Source organism: Paenibacillus sp. FSL H8-0332 (assembly GCF_037963835.1).
Lineage (GTDB): Bacteria > Bacillota > Bacilli > Paenibacillales > Paenibacillaceae > Paenibacillus_AQ > Paenibacillus_AQ rhizoplanae.
Genome location: NZ_CP150145.1, coordinates 5114634 through 5133314, shown reverse-complemented (window position 1 = coordinate 5133314; position 18681 = coordinate 5114634). Strand labels below are relative to the sequence as shown.

17 protein-coding genes are annotated in these 18681 nt (G+C 47.1%); 11 read left to right on the top strand and 6 right to left on the bottom strand.

Annotated features, from left to right (window positions below; all coding sequences use genetic code 11):
• The first annotated feature begins 356 nt into the window (after positions 1-356).
• The 8 genes from NST43_RS22095 to NST43_RS22060 all read left to right on the top strand — a co-directional run bounded on the left by NST43_RS22095 (position 357) and on the right by NST43_RS22060 (position 11511).
• On the top strand, positions 357-2324 hold the full coding sequence (locus NST43_RS22095; RefSeq protein WP_339219420.1) for an AraC family transcriptional regulator: 1968 nt from the start codon (positions 357-359) through the stop codon (positions 2322-2324).
• A 17-nt stretch (positions 2325-2341) separates the two neighbouring features.
• Entirely contained in the window at positions 2342-3367 is a 1026-nt protein-coding gene (locus tag NST43_RS22090) for an iron ABC transporter permease (RefSeq protein ID WP_209988284.1), read from the top strand.
• Positions 3364-4377 (top strand): iron ABC transporter permease, encoded by a 1014-nt coding sequence (locus NST43_RS22085; RefSeq protein WP_339219417.1) that lies wholly within the window; start codon positions 3364-3366, stop codon positions 4375-4377. The genes NST43_RS22090 and NST43_RS22085 overlap by 4 nt, the downstream gene beginning before the upstream one ends.
• Before the next feature lie 9 nt (positions 4378-4386).
• Positions 4387-5244, top strand: coding sequence for an ABC transporter ATP-binding protein (locus tag NST43_RS22080; RefSeq protein WP_339219415.1), 858 nt, complete (start codon positions 4387-4389; stop codon positions 5242-5244).
• Positions 5241-6965 (top strand): ABC transporter ATP-binding protein, encoded by a 1725-nt coding sequence (locus NST43_RS22075; protein WP_339219413.1) that lies wholly within the window; start codon positions 5241-5243, stop codon positions 6963-6965. The genes NST43_RS22080 and NST43_RS22075 overlap by 4 nt, the downstream gene beginning before the upstream one ends.
• 342 nt (positions 6966-7307) lie before the next feature.
• On the top strand, positions 7308-9395 hold the full coding sequence (locus NST43_RS22070) for a serine hydrolase domain-containing protein (protein ID WP_339225497.1): 2088 nt from the start codon (positions 7308-7310) through the stop codon (positions 9393-9395).
• An 80-nt stretch (positions 9396-9475) separates the two neighbouring features.
• Positions 9476-10150 carry a response regulator transcription factor gene (locus tag NST43_RS22065; RefSeq protein ID WP_339219411.1) on the top strand — a complete coding sequence of 225 codons (675 nt, stop codon included), beginning with the start codon at positions 9476-9478 and terminating at the stop codon, positions 10148-10150.
• A complete protein-coding gene (locus NST43_RS22060) occupies positions 10147-11511 on the top strand; it encodes a HAMP domain-containing sensor histidine kinase (RefSeq protein ID WP_339219410.1) in 1365 nt (454 codons plus the stop codon). The genes NST43_RS22065 and NST43_RS22060 overlap by 4 nt, the downstream gene beginning before the upstream one ends.
• Before the next feature lie 103 nt (positions 11512-11614).
• Here the strand turns inward: NST43_RS22060 and NST43_RS22055 are convergent, their stop codons facing one another.
• The 6 genes from NST43_RS22055 to NST43_RS22030 form a co-directional block, all read right to left on the bottom strand.
• Positions 11615-12736: an endospore germination permease gene (locus tag NST43_RS22055; RefSeq protein ID WP_339219408.1), complete on the bottom strand. Its 1122-nt coding sequence runs from the start codon at positions 12734-12736 to the stop codon at positions 11615-11617.
• Between the two features lie 13 nt (positions 12737-12749).
• Positions 12750-12983: a hypothetical protein gene (locus tag NST43_RS22050; RefSeq protein WP_209988306.1), complete on the bottom strand. Its 234-nt coding sequence runs from the start codon at positions 12981-12983 to the stop codon at positions 12750-12752.
• A gap of 6 nt (positions 12984-12989) precedes the next feature.
• The gene (locus tag NST43_RS22045; RefSeq protein ID WP_339219406.1) at positions 12990-14183 is read right to left on the bottom strand and encodes a Ger(x)C family spore germination protein; all 1194 of its coding nucleotides are present in this window, start codon (positions 14181-14183) and stop codon (positions 12990-12992) included.
• Positions 14184-14207: 24 nt separating this feature from the next.
• On the bottom strand, positions 14208-15806 hold the full coding sequence (locus NST43_RS22040) for a spore germination protein (RefSeq protein ID WP_339219404.1): 1599 nt from the start codon (positions 15804-15806) through the stop codon (positions 14208-14210).
• 424 nt (positions 15807-16230) lie between these two features.
• Positions 16231-16386 carry a DUF2642 domain-containing protein gene (locus NST43_RS22035; protein WP_339219403.1) on the bottom strand — a complete coding sequence of 52 codons (156 nt, stop codon included), beginning with the start codon at positions 16384-16386 and terminating at the stop codon, positions 16231-16233.
• Positions 16387-16388: 2 nt separating this feature from the next.
• Positions 16389-16682, bottom strand: a complete 294-nt coding sequence (locus tag NST43_RS22030; RefSeq protein WP_339219401.1) for a phosphatidylinositol kinase — start codon at positions 16680-16682, stop codon at positions 16389-16391.
• A 360-nt stretch (positions 16683-17042) separates the two neighbouring features.
• Here NST43_RS22030 and NST43_RS22025 point away from each other — a divergent pair, with 360 nt between their 5' ends.
• The 3 genes from NST43_RS22025 to NST43_RS22015 are packed head-to-tail and all read left to right on the top strand — an operon-like array spanning position 17043 to position 18665.
• A complete protein-coding gene (locus tag NST43_RS22025) occupies positions 17043-17360 on the top strand; it encodes a PadR family transcriptional regulator (RefSeq protein ID WP_339219400.1) in 318 nt (105 codons plus the stop codon).
• On the top strand, positions 17357-17917 hold the full coding sequence (locus NST43_RS22020; protein WP_339219399.1) for a DUF1700 domain-containing protein: 561 nt from the start codon (positions 17357-17359) through the stop codon (positions 17915-17917). The genes NST43_RS22025 and NST43_RS22020 overlap by 4 nt, the downstream gene beginning before the upstream one ends.
• Positions 17907-18665 carry a DUF4097 family beta strand repeat-containing protein gene (locus NST43_RS22015; RefSeq protein ID WP_339219397.1) on the top strand — a complete coding sequence of 253 codons (759 nt, stop codon included), beginning with the start codon at positions 17907-17909 and terminating at the stop codon, positions 18663-18665. The genes NST43_RS22020 and NST43_RS22015 overlap by 11 nt, the downstream gene beginning before the upstream one ends.
• Positions 18666-18681: the final 16 nt, after the last annotated feature.

Genomic DNA, 18681 nt, shown 5'->3' with positions numbered 1-18681 from the left:
TACATAACAAATTCCCTGAAAGTGATGCAGACTTCATAATTGTGTCCAAGCCACAAGATCCGGTATTCATGTGGCGCCAGTACAATGCTGCTGTTCTTATTTCTGATCTTCGCTTACGCATAGTGGAGGGCGGTGGCAAGCGGTAAACTTTGAGACGGCGGTTTATAAATGCTGAATACTGAGTAAGAGAGTACCTTTGGGGTGCTCTTTTTTGTTTGGGGGTTGTTTATCACGCCTGCTCCCCCAATGTTACTTAATGATGATATACTAATCTTGAGTATTATGATAATGATAATCAAAATCAATTAAAGGCAGGTATATAAATTGGGACAAGTGAGATGAGGGAGCGCGGATTAATGCAAGCAGAAGCAGAAGCAAGCCAGGTATTTACACCTGAGATGATCGATACGATGGCCCGCATTTGGACACGTTCGATCATTACATTAATAGATGTACGCTTTCAGAATATAGCGTCCGCATACCCTTTGGAGCAGTATAAAATGCCTAGCAGCATGTTTATCTATGCCTGTGGAGGGGAAGCGCAAATTCAACTGAATGAAACCACATTTGGAATGGAACGCTTCGGTCTAGTTCATGGCGGGAAGGGGAGCCTGCTCAGTATTTCGCCTAAAAGGGAGACTGTGAAGACCTTTATGGTCTTTTATAAAGCAGAATCCCCTCTTTTGTTCAAGAAGCACCTGCAGCAATTACTGGAGCAAGTCAATCCATTTGTTCAACAGTTTGGTTATACACCAAGTAATCCCATTTTGCTGCTCGATTGGTTTCAACAAATGTTGAATGACTGGAACCGCGGCAAGGCGATGGATCAGCTTCAGGCTAAGGGTTTTCTATATCAATTGATTCATAGGGTGTATAGAGATTTTGAGGGTGGCGAGATTCGCTATCTCCAGCCCTTTCCAGCCAGTTCTGCCAAAATATATCTTGATAAACATTACAGGGAGCCGATTATGTTCCAGGATATTGCCGCTATGTTTGGGATCAGCGGTGGACAATTGACTAGGCTGTTCAAAAAGAAGGAAGGGATGAGCTTACAGGAGTACCTCATTCAGAGAAGGATTGAAGCTGCCTGTCATGACTTGAAGCATACAGAAGCAACCATTAAAGAGATAGCAACCGGATCTGGATTTGCTGATGAGAAGAACCTGTTTCGGATGTTTAAGAAGTATTACAAGATGACGCCGAGTGATTACCGGAAAATAAACGCACCATCCATGCAGGTTGATGGTATTGATAATGATTCTCATCTTCATTACAATGAGAGGGAACTGGCGAGTCTAGTCAAGTCTTATAGAGATGGGGAATCAAGCATGTTTGGACAAGTACGAAGTAAAGAAATGATCTTAGTGGCGGCGATGAGCCTGATGCTGCTGCTGACGGCATGTACGTCGGGGACGCCAGCGAATAATAGGGGAACGGTGAATCCGCCTGCGGAGACCGGGCAGACGACACAACCGGAAGTACAGGAGACGAAGGCTTCAGAAGCAGTCTCGCAGACCAGAACGATATCTACAGTAAAGGGTGATGTTGAGGTGCCTGGCAACCCTCAGCGTGTTGTAGTCGATTATCTGGTTGGTGATGTGGTGGCTTTGGGCGTAACTCCTCTAGGTGTGGCGAGAGCGACAAAGGGTGAGACAGAGGCAGTCTATTCTAACGAGATTAAAGATTCAATTAACATAAAAATGGAGCCGGAAGATGTCATGACTCTTGAGCCTGATCTGATCATATTAGCCTGGGGCGAAGAGAATTATGAGGATTTATCCAAAATTGCCCCGACCATTTATGTCCCTTATGGTGATATGACTACAGAAGAGCGTATCCATTTTATTGGCAATGTTCTGAATAAGCCGAAAGAGGCTGAGGCTGTTTTGGATGCTTATGCTAACAAAATCGAAGAAGCGAAGCTATCCCTTAAGAATGCAGGCCTTTCAGACGTGACGATTACTATGGGAGAATTCAGTGATAAAACGAACTCCATCGCTGGAGCCAAGCATGCGGTTGGCGAGCTTATGTATAATCAGCTTCAAATGAAGGCACCGTCAAAGGTTCAAACTGATATTATTGACGCTGATAAATATTGGGGACAGATCTCTATGGAGGTCTTGCCCGCTTACATGGGGGATTATTTGATCGCCTTAGGAGATACGGAAGTTCCTGCTGATCATGCGGTTTGGAAATCACTACCTGCTGTGCAACATAACCGGATTGTAACGGTGGGTTCATCGCTATCTTGGTCCACGGATATAATGACCTCCAGTGCATTGATCGATCATATTGTCAATCAGTTGCTGGCATTAGCTAAATAAGGGGATTGGGAAATACGATGAATAACAAGCCTGAACACAATCGCCGTGGGGCGGTGAACTTCACCATGTACATGGTGGTAGGGCTTGGATTAACGGTTCTCATGTCAGCGGCGTCGATTAGCTTTGGCGCCGCTGATATGAGGTTAGCGACTGCATGGGAGGCTATTTTCCGATTTGATCCAACGCTCACTGAACATCAAATTATTCAAACCCTACGTCTTCCGCGTACCGTAGCCGATCTGATCGTCGGGTGTAGCCTTGCGGTTTGTGGTGCGATCATGCAGGGGACAACGCGCAATCCGCTGGCCGACTCCGGGCTGATGGGGATCAGCTCTGGGGCAGCATTCGCAATTGCGCTGTGCCTGGCCTTTCTACCGGGGTATTCGTATGGGCAGATGATGCTGTTTGCATGTCTGGGAGCAGCACTTGCGACCGGGATCACGTACTTTATCGCGTCACTGGGCAAGCGTGGGATGACACCTCAGCGGCTGGTGCTGGCAGGACTGTCCATCTCCATGCTGTTTGGCGCACTCAGTCAGTATTTGGCGATCAATTACAACCTGGGCCGGGCATTGGCATTCTGGACAGCGGGCAGTACAGCCGGGGCCAAGTGGGGGGAATTACTGATTATCTCCCCTCTATTTGTTGGTGGTGTCCTGCTGGCGCTGGCGCTAGCTCCTTCCGTTACACTGCTCAGTCTGGGGGATGATGTGGCAAGTGGACTCGGTATTCGCAGCGGACTGGTCAAGGGACTATCGACGATTATCGTGCTCGTGCTGACTGGACTGGCTGTTGTCGTGGTTGGCCCAATCGGTTTTGTGGGTCTGATTACCCCGCATATTGTGCGATATATGGTCGGAGTCGACTACAGGTACATTATTCCGGCAGCTGCGCTATATGGTGCGTTGCTGACCGTATCGGCGGATCTGGCTGGCCGTTTGATCAATAGGCCGTTCGAAACACCGATTGGCATTATTTTTTCCATCATTGGTGTGCCGTACTTTCTCTTCCTGGCCCGCAGGCAAAGGAGGGAATTTGAATGATCAAGCAGCGTTATACGGTGCAACGGGGTATCCTCGTCAATGTAGTGCTTATAGTGCTCATCCTTATGTTTGCTGTCATTAGCATGAATTCCGGCAAGATGAATCTTTCACCGCAGGAAGTGCTGAACGTTCTCCTGGGTAACGGCACCGGCAAGCACAATCTGATCCTGTTCGATTTTCGAATGCCACGAATCGTACTGTCGATCTTGGTAGGTCTGGGAATGGGAGCGGCTGGGGTCGTGATGCAGAGTTTGCTGCGCAATGATATGGCTAGTCCGGGGACACTGGGGATTAGTTCAGGATCGGGTTTGTTTGTCCTGTTCTTCGTCGTATTTTTCGCATCGGCAGGAAAAAGTTCCTTCATTGCCCTGCCACTGCTGGCCTTTGTCGGCGGCCTGCTGGCGGCAGGATTGATCTTCTTATTATCGTATCACCGTGGGCGAAACCTCTCGCCAATCGGTCTGATCTTAACCGGGGTTGCACTCGGAAGCGGGTATGGGGCGCTGACCACCTTCCTGACACTCAAGCTGGATGATTCGCAGATGGACTTCATGCTGAATTGGCTGGCGGGGAGCTTGTGGGGCGCTGATTGGCGCTATATTGCTGTACTGGCACCATGGGTCTTGATTTTAATCGGCTATATTTTCTACAAGTCCCGGATGCTGAACGCCCTCCATCTGGGCTATCAGACCGCAGAAGGGCTGGGTCTTTCCGTGAAGCGGCAGTTTTTGGGGTTGTCGATCGCTGCTGTTGCTTTATCCTCTGGCAGTGTAGCTGTTGGCGGGAGCTTCTTCTTCGTTGGCTTGATCGCTCCGCATATGGCAAGGAAACTGGTCGGGCCCGATCACAAATTGCTCATTCCGGCTGCCAGCCTGACCGGCGGATTAGTCGTGGTGCTGGCAGATACGATTACGCGCACGGTTAACCTGGGGGGAGATGTGCCGACGGGAATCGTTATTACGGTCATCAGTGTTCCTTACTTTCTTTATTTACTAGCGAAGGCCAATTAGGAGGACGTCATGGAAAGTATTACAGCAGAGCAAATTGATATTGCCTATAATGACACGCTTATCGTCAAAGAACTGGATTTGCAGATTCCGCGTGGACAGATCACCTCGATTATTGGTCCCAATGGATGCGGCAAATCAACCGTACTCAAGGCAGTCGGCCGGCTGCTCAAGACGAATAATGGCACGGTTTATCTGAATGGTGCCGATATCCGCACACTGTCCACCAAGGAAGTCGCCAAGCAGATGGCGATTCTGCCGCAGACGCCAACCGCACCGAGCGGCTTGACGGTCGGTCAATTAGTCGCCTATGGGCGTTTTCCTCATCAACGAGGTTTCGGCAAGCTCTCCAAAGAGGATAAGCAAGTAGTCACCTGGGCGCTATCGGTTACACAGCTTACAGCGTTTGAGCATCGTGAGGTGGATACGCTCTCTGGCGGTCAGCGTCAGCGCGTATGGATTGCGATGGCGCTCACCCAGCAGACCGATCTGATCCTGCTGGATGAACCCACCACCTATCTGGACCTGGCCCATCAGCTTGAAGTGCTGGAACTGCTCTATGAACTGAACCGCAGTCAGCAGGTGACGATTGTGATGGTGCTGCATGACCTGAATCTGGCAGCGCGTTTCTCCGACTATATGGTGGCGATTCGTGAGGGCCAGGTGGTGGAGCATGGCTCGCCGGAGCGTGTAATGACGGTACAAACGCTGCGTGAGGTGTTTGCCATTGATGCCGAGATTATGCTGGAACCGCGAACAGGGCGACCGGTGTATGTGACGTACGAGCTATTGCGTGATAAGCGTAGAGACCAAGAAGTAGATCAAGGATTCCTGCAAGCTGAGGAACAGAAGGAGTCGATTGCCACATGAGAACCGCATGGCGTGTCCTGATGGGCGCACGGAAATACTGGCTGCAGTTAGGCATTGGATTTGCCGGTATCGTGATGGCCACGATTGCCGGGTTTTATTTGCCCTGGGCGCTCCGCTCGTTGACACAATTGGCGACCGAAGGTAGCAGCCGGTTTGCCGCGGAAGCGCTGAAGATTGGTCTGTTGCTGCTTGGAGCCACCTGTCTGCAAGCCATCGGAACATCACTGGCCGGCTATATGAACCATTATGCGGCACTTCACTATGTGGCAGATTTAAGAACAAGATTATATAGCAAATATCAGCAGATGAGCTTGCGCTATTTCCATCGAAGCCGGACGGGTGACTTAACCGGGCGCGTTGTGAATGATGCGATGGAAGCGGAAATTTACATTGCCCATGCGATTCCTGACTTTATCATCAACGGGCTGACCTTTATCGGAGTAGGCATCCTGCTCTTGACGATCAATGTGAAGCTGGCACTGATCAGTCTGATCACAATTCCGTTGCTGCTTGCGATCACGGTATGGCAAAGCAAACGCTTGTCACCGCTATGGGGAGAGAATTCCAAGGCGCGGGGAGAAATCGCTGGCAAGGTGCAGGAGAACTTGTCGGGCATGAAGGAAATCCAAATTTTCAATCGGCAGGAGGAGGAGCGGGGCAACGTTTCTCGTCTGGCTATGAAACATACGAAGACCTATTTGCGCGCCAGTCTTTTCTATGAGACCTCTGTACCGTTGTTGGCATTTGTGACCGCGCTGGGCACCGTGCTTGTCGTGATACTAGGCGGCAGATTAATGGCAACAGGCGAGGTAAGTATTGCTGATATCATCGGATTCATCGCCTATCTAGGTATGTTCTATCAGCCGGTAAAGTCCTTTTCCAGCTTGGTCGAAATGTCCGGGCGAGCCGCCGCTGGCCTTAAACGGGTATATGATGTGCTCGAAGAAGAGGAAGACATACAGGAGAAGCGAAATGCAGTCCATTTGCCGCGTATACAAGGACAGATATCCTTTCAAAATGTCACATTCGTGTATCCGGATGGTGCCCCTGTACTAGAAGGGCTGAACCTGACTATTGATCCTGGAAAGACGGTGGCGCTTGTAGGTACAACCGGAGTAGGAAAGACCACATTAGCCAGTCTCGTTAACCGATTCTACGATCCGCAGACCGGTTCGATTCAAGTGGATGGCATCGATATTCGTGATGTGACGCTCTCCAGCCTGCGTGACAATATCTCGATGGTGCTGCAGGATACCTTCCTGTTTGATGGCTCGGTGTATGACAATATCGCTTATGGATGGGCGGATGCGACGGAGAAAGACGTGATTGCCGCAGCGAAAGCGGCGAAAGCACATGATTTCATAGCACAGATGGAGCAAGGCTATGATACGGTGATTGGTGAACGCGGTGTACGGCTGTCAGGAGGGCAGAAACAGCGGATTTCGATAGCACGGGCGATTCTGCGCAATGCACCGATCCTCATTCTGGATGAAGCGACCTCGGCGCTTGATACCAAGACCGAGCAAGAGATTCAGCAGGCGCTGGACGAAATATCGAAGGATCGCACAACACTGGTGATTGCCCATCGGCTATCCACGGTCCGTCATGCCGACCAGATCGTCGTGCTGGAGGGCACAGAGATTGCCGAGAGGGGTACGCACGAGGAACTGCTGCATAGCGGCGGCATTTATGCACGATTGTATGCGACGCAAGCCTCTTGAATGTGAGAGGTGTTACGCCGATCCGTTGCAGGCAGCTGCTTCGTCAATGGTAGGGAGCGTGGCTTAATACAACATATAAACCCGCACAAAACCTTGATTTTACAAGGCTTTTTGCGGGTTTTATGTTCCTCCTTCTAGGACTGATCTTCTGCGATCTTTTTGTATTAATTATGGCACAGCCTTTTTTGGCCTATTCATCCTCCGTTCATGTTGTAGTCATTAGGGGGACATCTTGGTTAGTTATACTGTGTTTAGTGCCCCGATAAGGTGGCTTCACACCAAGATGAAGACAGGAGTAGATGCAGAATGAAACCAAACAAGGTAACAAAAATGAAGCTGAGTATGAGGACAGTAAATAAAAGAAATACTGTAGCCGCTGTGACTCTCATGCTGACGATGCTTGCTCCAATGTCTGCAATGGCCGCCCCGGCTGCCATGAATAATAACAGTCTTTCGTATAAGACAACGAAGACAACCGTGATGGACAAAGCCAAATTACTGACTGAGACGTACGGTACGACAAGTCTGCAGTATGCGCTCATTGATAGCGGGAAGATTGTGGTGTCCGGTCAAACGGGCAAAAATGATGTGAACGGCAAAGTACCTCTTACTTCGAACACGGTCTATGGCATTGGTTCAACCAGTAAAGTGATGCTTACAGCCGCTGTAATGAAGCTGGTGGACGAGGGTAAGATCGATTTGGATACGCCTGTTGTGAACTATATGCCTGACTTCACGATGAAAGATAACCGCTACAAACAGATCACCCCAAGGATGCTGCTGAACCATTCCTCCGGTCTTCTGGGCACCTCAACCAATAATGCCACCTTGTACGGAGATAATGACACGTATTCACACGATACGTTTGTGGAGCAACTGGCGAGTCAACACCTGAAGGCAGATCCCGGCGCATACTCCGTCTACAGCAACGATGGCTTTACGTTAGCCGAGATTCTGGTCGAACGGGTTAGCGGTATCAGTTATACGGCATTTATACACAAATATTTTACAGAGCCGCTGGATATGAAGCATACCAAAACGCCACAGGATGTGCTTAACCCGGGAGAAATGGCGGGAATCTATTCCCCTTTTTATGAGGGACAGCTTCCAAAAGAGAATTATAATATTATCGGTACTGGAGGTCTATATTCCACCGCTGAAGATTTGGTCAAATTCTCAAGAATCCTTACGGGAGAGGTAAAAGGCATTCTTTCCAGTAAATCTGTAGAAGCCATGGCGCAAGAAGAGTATAAAAGAGGCATGTGGCCAGAGGATAGCGATACGCTCATGTCTTACGGGTTAGGGTGGGATAGTGTGAACTTGTTCCCCTTCAACGAATACGGCATTAAGGCCGTCATGAAAGGCGGAGATACGCTATCTTATCAGTCTTCATTCGTGGTGCTTCCGGAATACAACATGGCTGCAGCCGTTATCTCTTCAGGCGGGTCAAGCTTAACCAATAATTTCATTGCGAATGAATTATTACTCAGCGCACTTGAGGAAAAGGGCGTGATTACAGAACGAAAGCCGGAAAAATCATTTGGCATACCCGTGAAAGCAGCAATGCCTAAAGAATTGTCCAAGTCTGAAGGCATGTATGGCGGCAACAATTCGGTGATGAAGATCAAAATAAGTGCGGCTGGACAAATGACTGTATCCGTACCTGCAGCTCCGGGTATTCCGGCTCAAGAATACACCTATACAGCAGATGGTACTTTTGTTAACGGCGATGGTACAGAAAAGTTGAAATTCGTTGTCGAGAAAAATGGGCATACCTACCTCTGGTCCCGGTCTTATATATCCATTCCAGGACTCGGACAACTGGCTTTCTCAGAATATAAAGCAGAGAAGCTTGAAGCCAATGCCTTATCCAAGGAGATTAACGCCTCATGGAACAAGCGCGATGGTAAAAAATATTACCTGCTGAATGAAAAGTCCACATCCATGGTCTATCTCAATGCTTCATCGATCCTGCCTATTCATCTGGATAAAGAGAATCCAGGGTATATGTCCAATAATAAGATTCTTGGAGCAAACGAAGCAGCCAATCTATTGCAGATTCCTGGTACTGCCGGACGGGATACAATGGATATTCATTTCTCTAAAAAGGATGGAGGAGAGTATCTGAAAGCCTCAGGTTATGTATACGCCAGTGAGGATCTAGTGAAACCAATCTATGGGGGTAAACAATCCGTAACAACCATTCAAGCAGACGGATATGCCAAATGGTATTCGGTACCAGCGACTGTAAAAGGAAAAGTCATGACCGTGAAGATTCCTGCAAAGGGAGGCTTTGCCGTATATGACCAGACGGGTATCTGTATTAACCACAGCGTGGTCAGCGGTAAGAATGAGGTGGTCTTACCAGACAACGGCCGCATTGTATTTGCAGGTGAGGCTGGCTCCGCATTTGAAATTTCATTAAAGTAAAATCAAAGCTATAAATGACGTAGACATTCTTCGCTTTTGCACATAACAAAGAAGGATATTTCTTTAGGAGAGTGGATAGGATGCCTACAATATTGGTTGCTGACGACGATGCGAATATTCGCAAACTTGTCAGTTTCTTTTTACGCAAAGGCGGATTTGCAACTATCGATGCTGCAGATGGAAAGGAGGCACTGTCCATCTATACCTCCACGCCAGTCGATTTGGTTATTCTTGATCTTATGATGCCGGTCATGGACGGTTGGGCATTATGCGAGGAGTTGCGAAGAGCTAACCCGGATCTTCCGTTACTAATGTTGACAGCGAGAAGCGAAACCTGGGAGAAAGTACAAGCTTTCCAGCTCGGGACAAATGATTATTTGACGAAGCCATTCGATCCGCTTGAGTTGATGGCACGTGTCAAAGCATTGTTGAAACGATACCGTATAGGTTCAACACAGATCCTCCAGTTGGGCAATGTCACACTGAACCGGCAGACTTATAAGGTCATGAGAGGGACAGAGTCGTTCACTCTGCCGCTTAGGGAGTTCGAATTATTGTATAAACTTGCCGAATTACCGGGACAAGTCTATACCCGGGAGCAATTAATTGATCAGGTGTGGGGAATCCATTATACAGGCGATGACCGGACGATAGATGTGCATATCAAACGCCTGCGCGAACGTTTCGCAGCTATCTCCGATTTTCGTATCGAAACGGTGCGCGGACTTGGCTACCGGCTAGAGGTGCAGCAGTGATCGGCTCCTTATATAATCGTGTAGTTCTGACCTTTCTGGTCTCCGTAATCGGGGGCACCATCATTGCTTTTTTTGCAACAACCTTGATATACAAAGATGGATTAAACGAGAATCTGCAAGTTACCTTACTTGACTTTGGGCAGGATACTGTGCGCATCTACGAGACTTTGCCGTTAAGGGATGCAGACCGGTTTCTAACTGAAATGAAGCAACTCAATTCCTACCACATCCGAATCTATACAGCAAAGGATCAGTTTCAGTCCTACGGAGAGCTTAAAGGGCAACATCCTTTCCCTGTGACTACGGAACAAGTGAAGAAAGTGCTGGAGGGAGGTAGGGTGCGAGTCAATGGAATCAATACAATCTTCTTGGGACTGCCGATAAAAACGGAAATGGGCAACAGGGCCATGTTTGTTGAGCCCCTCAATCCGTCTTCCACTTCATTTCTCATCAAGTTTGTTGTAGCTTTTTGGGTTTATTCGTTAATTGCAGGCAGCCTATTGATTCTAATTTTCGCGATGTTCCTGGTGAGACCGATAAAAAAACTGACGGAAGCGACCCGGCGTATCGCGGGTGGTGATTTCAACGTCAAGCTCAATATTAAACAAAAAGGTGAGTTAGGGACTTTGGCCCGCAGCTTCGAAGAAATGATGCGCGATTTACGGCAGCTTGAGCAGATGCGCAGGGAGTTCGTGACCAACGTGTCCCATGAAGTGCAGTCTCCGCTCACCTCCATTTCCGGTTATGCTATAGCGCTTAAGCAGGTAGACCTCCCGGAGCCCGAACGAAGCGATTTTCTCGATATTATCATCACTGAAGCGGCGCGCATGTCCAAAATAAGTGATAGCCTCCTCAAGCTGAGTTTGCTTGAAGCTCAGTCATCACAGATGCGACTCGACACATTTAGTCTGGATGAACAGATCAGACGGGTAATTGTCGCTATGCAGCCCCAATGGTCAGCCCGTAACATTCAGTTCGAGCTTGATTTGCCATCCGCCATGATCACGGCCGACCCGGACCAGCTAAATCAGGTATGGACCAATATCCTCGGCAATGGCATCAAATTCTCCAAGGAGGGTGGCCGGATTCACGTCAGGATTATACCCGATTACAAGAACGTGACGGTCCATATATCGGACTCGGGTATCGGAATTCTCCCGGAGGACTTAAAACGAATATTCGACCGCTTCTTCAAAGCAGATCGTTCCCACAGCCAGAAGTATGAAGGCAGTGGTATGGGGCTGGCGATTGTGAAGCAGATCATATCCCTTCATCAAGGGGACATCCGGGTGGAGAGCGAATACGGACGGGGAACGACCTTCTTCATTACGTTACCTATCCCAACATCTCGAGCAGAATAATTGAATTGGGCCTGTTCATACTCATTACGATCAATTTAAACATTTGGATATTTGTAGACAAAATGGATATTTATTTTGTAAAACCGCCAATAGCGAGTCTTAATTACTTCTCCAGGGATGCTTTCGTTTTATTCAACCGTCGTCTAAAGGAATCGATCCCAAGCAACAAAACGGGATAGATCAAACCGTGCAGCAATGTGAACGTAGGCCAAAACACAAAGGCAAGATTGCGGAAATATATAACATTTGGAAATATGATTATAGATAGCACCATAACAAGCATTCCTAAAGGTAGTGTGATTATGCGGTAATTACTAACATGGAAGGTATGCGTTACTATTACAATCATTACATAAAAGACAATAATGCTCTTCACGAATAGAGAGATGAATATGATCCCTCCGGCCAATACTTCAATGCGTTGAATGAAATTGCCGATACTAATTTCTTTGGCTAACTCATAAGTCGGATAGCTGAGTCCAGCAGTGGCATCCGCTCCAAGAACAGCAATCGAAAGCACATTAATTATCACTAGAACAATTCCGCCGCCGAGCACACCAAGCAACATACTTTTACGGATTTTTTTGCGGTTGGTGATATGAGGGGTAATCATTAGCAGGAGGATCAATTCTGCAAACGGAATCCCGAGCAAACGGTAAGAGGCACTTAATACGGGGTTGATTCCATTTTCCAGAACGGGAGACAGATTGTCCACCAGCTTCATTTGGGGTAACAAAAATAAGGCGATAAGGATAATAAAAGACATAATGAATGGAAATAAAAACTCTGAAGTTCGGGTAAACGTTTCAAGCCCGAGCTGTACGCCCATAATGAGTGTGAGCATAAAAACAATCTCAACGGCTTGAATGGGTGTCTCCGGCAGAATAAGTGTCGTTAAAAAGTCACCGAGGGTCCGAAGCAAGGCTGATGAAAGCAACAGGGTATAAATGCTAAAGGAGAGTTTCATAAGTGTGCCGAACCATTTCCCTAACACCTTGTCAATGTAGTCGGCTAAATTAAGGTTAGGGTGGCGTTGGGTTAGTAATCCATAGAGCAGTACCAGCAGCACACCGTAAATGATGCCGATGATACTAGCCAGCCACGCGTCCTGATGGGCGAGTCGTACAAGCATTGTGGTACCGTTCAACACCGAGCTGCCCATAGTAAATATGACTGTTAATATGATAAATTGACGGATGGATATCTTTTCTTTTACCGTCGGCATGACTTTACCCCCTTTACTTTAATAGATTATCAATCCACTTGCTGACGGGATCAAAAATCGGTCTTAACCAATCCACAGGATTAGGGACTGGAATATTTAAAGCAAGCGCTATACTTAATCCGGTCGAGATGGCAAGAATCAGGCTAAACATGATTAGATCCATTTTTCGCTTGTCTTGAATCAGTTGGGGGATTTCATAAAGGCTGATTAATGAAGAAACCATCAGTATCTCTATAGCTCCTAACACAGGCTTCTACTCCTTCACTTTATCGAGAAAAGAGTTGCTAACGATTCCGGTTCGCCGAATTTTGAAATCTGAATGGATAGTAACGGCAGTTTCTGCAAAGTGCTTGTTCCAATCCGTTTTCCATGTTCTCCAGGCCTGTGGATCAGCGCGATGGATCACTTCTCCAAATCCAAAGATATCTGATCCCAATTCTTTGGCTTTCCGGATGGAGGCTTCGAGAACACTAATTGCTTTTTCATTAATAGATTGTTCCAGTTCTATAATGTTTTCAATTTTTGATAGATCAATTGGACATTCTACTTCTGCAATATTGATTTCGGCACTTAGATGGATATCGATGCTCGGCTCACCGTTTACCACTTTACCCTTCACTTTAGTTTTGGATCGGAGAACTTCCATGACCAGATCACCGCCCCCAGGACATTCAATATGAGCAACTGTACTTTTTACATTATCCTTAATATAGTTATAGCCCTTGCTCTCCTCCTCATTAAGCCATCCAACCAATTTATCCTTCTTAAAAACAGCGACACCCTGAAACTTCAGATTGGAATAAGAACTCGTTTTGGTCACGTTCTTTAACGTTGTACCTGTAGTGGGGTTCCCTGTAATTATGATTCCTGTAAGCACAGCATTACTTCCTTCACTGGTTAAGTCAGCGATGAGTTGATCTATTTGAATGGCAACGGTTGGAGCCCATACTTTTTGCGATGTTTCAAGGGAGGTTTTCATTTTTTGGGCCGGGATTTTCTCCAGCGATGTAATGTTTTCCAGAATAGACTTGGCTTGTTCTTCTTTGGCTATGACCACGAAAAAATCTTTGCGGACTTCATGATCCCTTGATAAAAATTCCAGAGATTTGCTAATCCCTTCTTTCGCAATGTCCTCACTAATGACAAGCATTTGGAGATGGGAGAAGTACAATTTTCTTGGAGTTCCCGTCGTCATTTTGCGGATAGCTTCGAAGACGTGTTTTCCTTTTTCTGAATAGGTGATGACAGGGGTTCTGCCACTGGTCCCTATCTTGGAGGATACTTCTCCTGCATCAACTACTTGTAAGGTTACCATATATTGGTCGTCTGATTTATCTATGGACATGGCCACTACCAGAGCCAAATCATTCAATTCTCTCCGGTTCCAGCAGCCTGTAATCAAGAGCAGGCAAAGAGCAGTCATGAAAAAGATTGAGGCTCTGCGCATACCTAACTCCTCCCATACAACACTCTATTGGTTTGACTTCGGTTTGGATGCAGAAGAGCTCTCTTCGCGAGTCCGGTTCTTTGGGCTAATTAGGCGGGGGCGCGTTAATAATTTCTTTAGCGGAAACCGAAGAATCGAGTCCTTCTGATCATCTGCAATATATGGGCTTAATGGAGCCATATATGGAATACCGAAGGAGCGCAAAGAATTCAAATGCAGCAACAAGGCTAATAGACCTAATGTAATGCCATACAATCCAAATGAGGCCGCCAACGCCATCATCACAAATCGCAGCATTCTTACGGAGATGGCCATGTTAAAGGCAGGTATGACAAAACTGGCTATTGCAGTTATAGAAACTACGATTACCATGGCAGCCGATACAATTCCTGCTTCTACAGATGCCTGGCCAATAACTAAAGCCCCTACAATCGAGACCGCTTGTCCGACAGCCCTTGGCATGCGGATACCAGCCTCCCGAAGGATCTCGAAGGTGACCTCCATAACAAGGGCCTCTACGAAAGCGGGAAAAGGAACACCCTCCCGCTGCGCAGCCAAGCTGATCAGCAGCGGCGTTGGGAGCATTTCCTGATGGAAGGTAGTAAGGGCAATATAAATGGAAGGTCCCAACAACGCGATAAGAAAGCAAAGGTATCGAAGAATTCTAATCAAAGAACTTACATCTGACCGCTGGTAATAATCTTCAGCTGATTGCAGACTTTGTATGAATAAAGCGGGAACCAAAAGAACAAAGGGAGTCCCGTCAATCATGATGGCAACCCGACCTTCCAATAGAGCCGCCGCAACCACGTCAGGACGTTCCGTATTGTACACGGTAGGAAAAGGAGTATAGGTTTCGTCTTGAATCAGTTCTTCAATATTACCGCTCTCCAGAATGCCGTCGATATCGATCCGATCCAGCCGTTCATGAACCTCCTGAATCACTTTATCATTAGCGACACCCTGGATATACATGACAGCAAGGTCAGTCTTGGTCAACCGGCCAATTTGCTTAGGTTCACAAAAAAGCTTGGCGTTCTTGATCCTTCTCCGCACCAGTGCCGTATTGGTTCGAAGGGTTTCACAAAAGCCATCCCGGGGACCGCGAACGACGGTTTGTGATTCCGGCTCGCTGACTCCCCGTTCATCCCAGCCTGGTGTATTTACAGATATCGCATGGACAAAACGGTCAAAGAGAATAACCGTATTCCCGGACAAGACAGAGGTATATAGAGAGTCGAAATCCGTGAGCTCCGTCATTGCTCCAACCGTCAAGCTGCGTTTCTTAATCCACCTGTAAAGAAATTCGGTAGGCAGGCCCTCCAATCCGCCTTCCATTTGGCTGGTTTCATGCATCAATGAATCCAGAATGGAGTTCTGAATGATTGTGGTGTCTGCTAAACCGTCGGTATAGATGATAGCTGCCCGGACGGCTTCATTTATCCCCAGGTTGAATTCACTAAAAAGCACATCGTTACTTTTCTTAAACGTTTCTTTGATCTTCAACAGATCTTGCTCCAAAATACCAGTGAGAGGATCATTCAAAGCGGGGGGTTGGACCTGCGGCTTCGGCTCTGATTGGTTATACTTCATAGACAGCTTTTTCCGCCAAAAGGTATTCATATCCCCATCCCCCTCGGTCTATTCAATCAGCCCTGAAAATTCCATTTCTATATTATGTCTGTTGGAATTTTTTTTATTCAACTTACACGACGAGAACAAGTTACCTTTCCTTCACTGTGCTAACATGGCTCCGTATCCAATTCCCTGAACGAATGGTGATCGGAACATAAAAAAGAGCCTTTAACCCGCACGGCTAAAGGCTTTAAGCTCAATCTTCCCGGAGCGTAGAAAAGGTTTTAAAAGGACATGGTCTGAATCCCTTCGTCGGCACAGAGCGGGATCATTTCGTTCTCTTCTTCGCGGGCGATTAAGTTGTAGTGCAAACTACCAAGTCCTCATTGTGGAGGCGTCCTGCTAACGCTTTCCTCGCCAAGCTAGGGTAACACTGAGGGGATCTCTACTATCGTAGCTTCTTCACAAAAATCTATTCTGGCATAATCCAGACAATCTCGCAGATTCGTACGAAAAACTTCCGGCCCCTGGTATCCAATACAACGTGGTCTGGCTTAACTTCCACTAAGCAGCCGCTAATCCCTCCGCGAGTGGTTTCGAGCACCACCTGTACGAATTCCCTAATCATTATTAAATAAAAAATGGAAGCAAGTACAAAGCTGTAATGGCCCCAAAGGGGATCGGTCTTGGATAAAAGCGGCGGCGCGGGTAGAAACCCGGATAGTATCCGAATTGTCTGTAGGTTGTTGCGTTAGCAGGCATTCCGTTCATCTGGCCCATGATTTCATTGGTGGGAATGGCAAGTGTAACGTAGTTCTGATCGATATGAGCAACAAACCCGTCGTGAGACTGACCATCGCTTGTAGTAATACCAACATATTTATTCATACAATTCCAGGCAACTTGTTGATAATTCGTTTCCATGGGTAACCTCCTCAAATAATATCTCGTCAACAGTCTATGGACTATAACCTATATCCATCACGGCATATGCCCATAGCTTAAAAAATTCATAATGAATTAAGCCCATTGTAACGAGAGATGAAAGATGAGGATGGATATGAACGCAATCATTACAATAGCCTTGAGCAGTCCCAACAGTATAGAATTGATCTCCGATAGTTACATCTGAAGGATTAATGTTAAGGAGTGAGAAAATTATGAGTAAACGTGAAATACAACTATTACCTCCAGCTACCTTGCAATAAACAGTAGTGGATGGTAATCTTTGTATTAGTAACTACTGTGTATTACACAGTACTAAATAAAGCGTGGTGATAAGTATTGAATGTTCAGTTCAAGAAGGGTGTGCTGGAGCTTTGTGTTCTTGTTTTGACATCGCAGAAAGACCGTTACGGATATGAACTGGTGGAACAGATCTCGCAGAAATTCGCCATAGCCGAGGGCACCATCTATCCGTTATTAAGAAGGCTGGCTGCGGAAGGGCTATTTTCCACCTATTTATCTGAATCGGGTGAGGGGCCGCCCCGGAAGTACTATAAGATTACCGATGAGGGAAGGAGAGTCATGAACGACATGATAGAGGAATGGAATGCTTTTGCCATAGGAGTGCAGGAGATCATTGGGGGGGGATCGGATTGAATAAAGAGGCCTATCTGAATGAATTGGCACGGTATCTGAAGCTGCTTCCTCCTGAGGAATGTGCTGAACTTATGGGTGAATTCAAGGAGCATTTCGAATTTGCCCGGTTAAGCGGGCGGTCTGAAGCAGAGATCATCTCCAAGCTGGGCCATCCCCGGTTGATCGCTCGTGAATTACTGACCCAGTCGCAAATTGAAAAAGCGGATAAATCCCCAACGCTCTTAAACGTAACTAGGGCGGTTAAGGCAACGGTGAGTTTGGGATTGTTCAACTTGGTTATCGTTCTGCTGCCCTTTGTCGCTTCTTTAGCGGTCCTGGCCGGGGTATTCGGCTTTGGATTTTTCTTGATCCTGTCACCGGTTGTGTTAATGATTCAGTATCAGTCGGCCATGCTAATCCTCAATGGAATATTTCTGATGCTTGTTTTGGTCGGCGGAGGACTTCTGATCGTCATTGGAGCATTGAAGTTCACCCGGGTATATTACAATCTTGTGATCCGGTACCTGAAATATAATCTGACTGTCATCAGGAAGGATGTGACCTCTTTTGAAGAATAGATCCCGCAACGTAACCAGACTTGCTCTTCTACTGATTACTGTTGGAGTCATTGGAAATGTAGTGCTGTATCTGTTAGGCAATTCACCATTCAATTTGGTTGAGCTTTCGGTTGAACAGCCTATACAGATGGACAAGACCACCAAGCTCCTTATCCATACAGAGACGGGAACGATAGATGTGATTCCTGTTCAAGGAGATGAAATCAAGGCAACTTTGGGGGGGAAGACGACTAAGTCGTTGCAGAAGGATTACCGGCTGAATATCACGCAGGATCAGGGACAGACCAGCATTGAGGTTGTTCAGGACGGCCGGCTCCGCTTTTTTGATATCTATACGGATCTTAAGCTCACGGTAGGGATTCCTGAGACTCAACTAGACCAGCTACAGGTTGTCACAGACACCGGAAATATTGAGGTTGGCCCCATCATGGCAAAGGAATATCGGGCGGTAAGCGACACGGGTTCCATCAAGCTGGATATAGAGGAGGGGATCATTCATGCGGAGACGGATACTGGTGAAATCACTGCCTCGCTTGAGCGCATCCGTCAAGATATCTACGCCACCTCGGATACTGGAGATATCACCATCCAGACAGTTGAAGCGCCTAAGGCACTCCGCACTCAATTCTCTGCGGATTCTGGAACCGTACAGGTGACGCTGCCGGGTTATAAGGATGGTTATATCGGTGAGGGCGGGCCACTCGTCAAGCTGATTTCAGACACTGGTAATCTTAAGATCGAACAGTAACAGCAATAAGGCGAAG

What these genes read in the sequence shown, in the direction of transcription:
- NST43_RS22095 (WP_339219420.1), top strand. Translation starts at nt 357, where the DNA reads ATGCAAGCAGAAGCAGAAGCAAGCCAGGTATTTACACCTGAGATGATC.
- NST43_RS22090 (WP_209988284.1), top strand. Translation starts at nt 2,342, where the DNA reads ATGAATAACAAGCCTGAACACAATCGCCGTGGGGCGGTGAACTTCACC.
- NST43_RS22085 (WP_339219417.1), top strand. Translation starts at nt 3,364, where the DNA reads ATGATCAAGCAGCGTTATACGGTGCAACGGGGTATCCTCGTCAATGTA.
- NST43_RS22080 (WP_339219415.1), top strand. Translation starts at nt 4,387, where the DNA reads ATGGAAAGTATTACAGCAGAGCAAATTGATATTGCCTATAATGACACG.
- NST43_RS22075 (WP_339219413.1), top strand. Translation starts at nt 5,241, where the DNA reads ATGAGAACCGCATGGCGTGTCCTGATGGGCGCACGGAAATACTGGCTG.
- NST43_RS22070 (WP_339225497.1), top strand. Translation starts at nt 7,308, where the DNA reads ATGAGGACAGTAAATAAAAGAAATACTGTAGCCGCTGTGACTCTCATG.
- NST43_RS22065 (WP_339219411.1), top strand. Translation starts at nt 9,476, where the DNA reads ATGCCTACAATATTGGTTGCTGACGACGATGCGAATATTCGCAAACTT.
- NST43_RS22055 (WP_339219408.1), bottom strand. Translation starts at nt 12,736, where the DNA reads ATGCCGACGGTAAAAGAAAAGATATCCATCCGTCAATTTATCATATTA.
- NST43_RS22045 (WP_339219406.1), bottom strand. Translation starts at nt 14,183, where the DNA reads ATGCGCAGAGCCTCAATCTTTTTCATGACTGCTCTTTGCCTGCTCTTG.
- NST43_RS22040 (WP_339219404.1), bottom strand. Translation starts at nt 15,806, where the DNA reads ATGAATACCTTTTGGCGGAAAAAGCTGTCTATGAAGTATAACCAATCA.
- NST43_RS22035 (WP_339219403.1), bottom strand. Translation starts at nt 16,386, where the DNA reads ATGATTAGGGAATTCGTACAGGTGGTGCTCGAAACCACTCGCGGAGGG.
- NST43_RS22030 (WP_339219401.1), bottom strand. Translation starts at nt 16,682, where the DNA reads ATGGAAACGAATTATCAACAAGTTGCCTGGAATTGTATGAATAAATAT.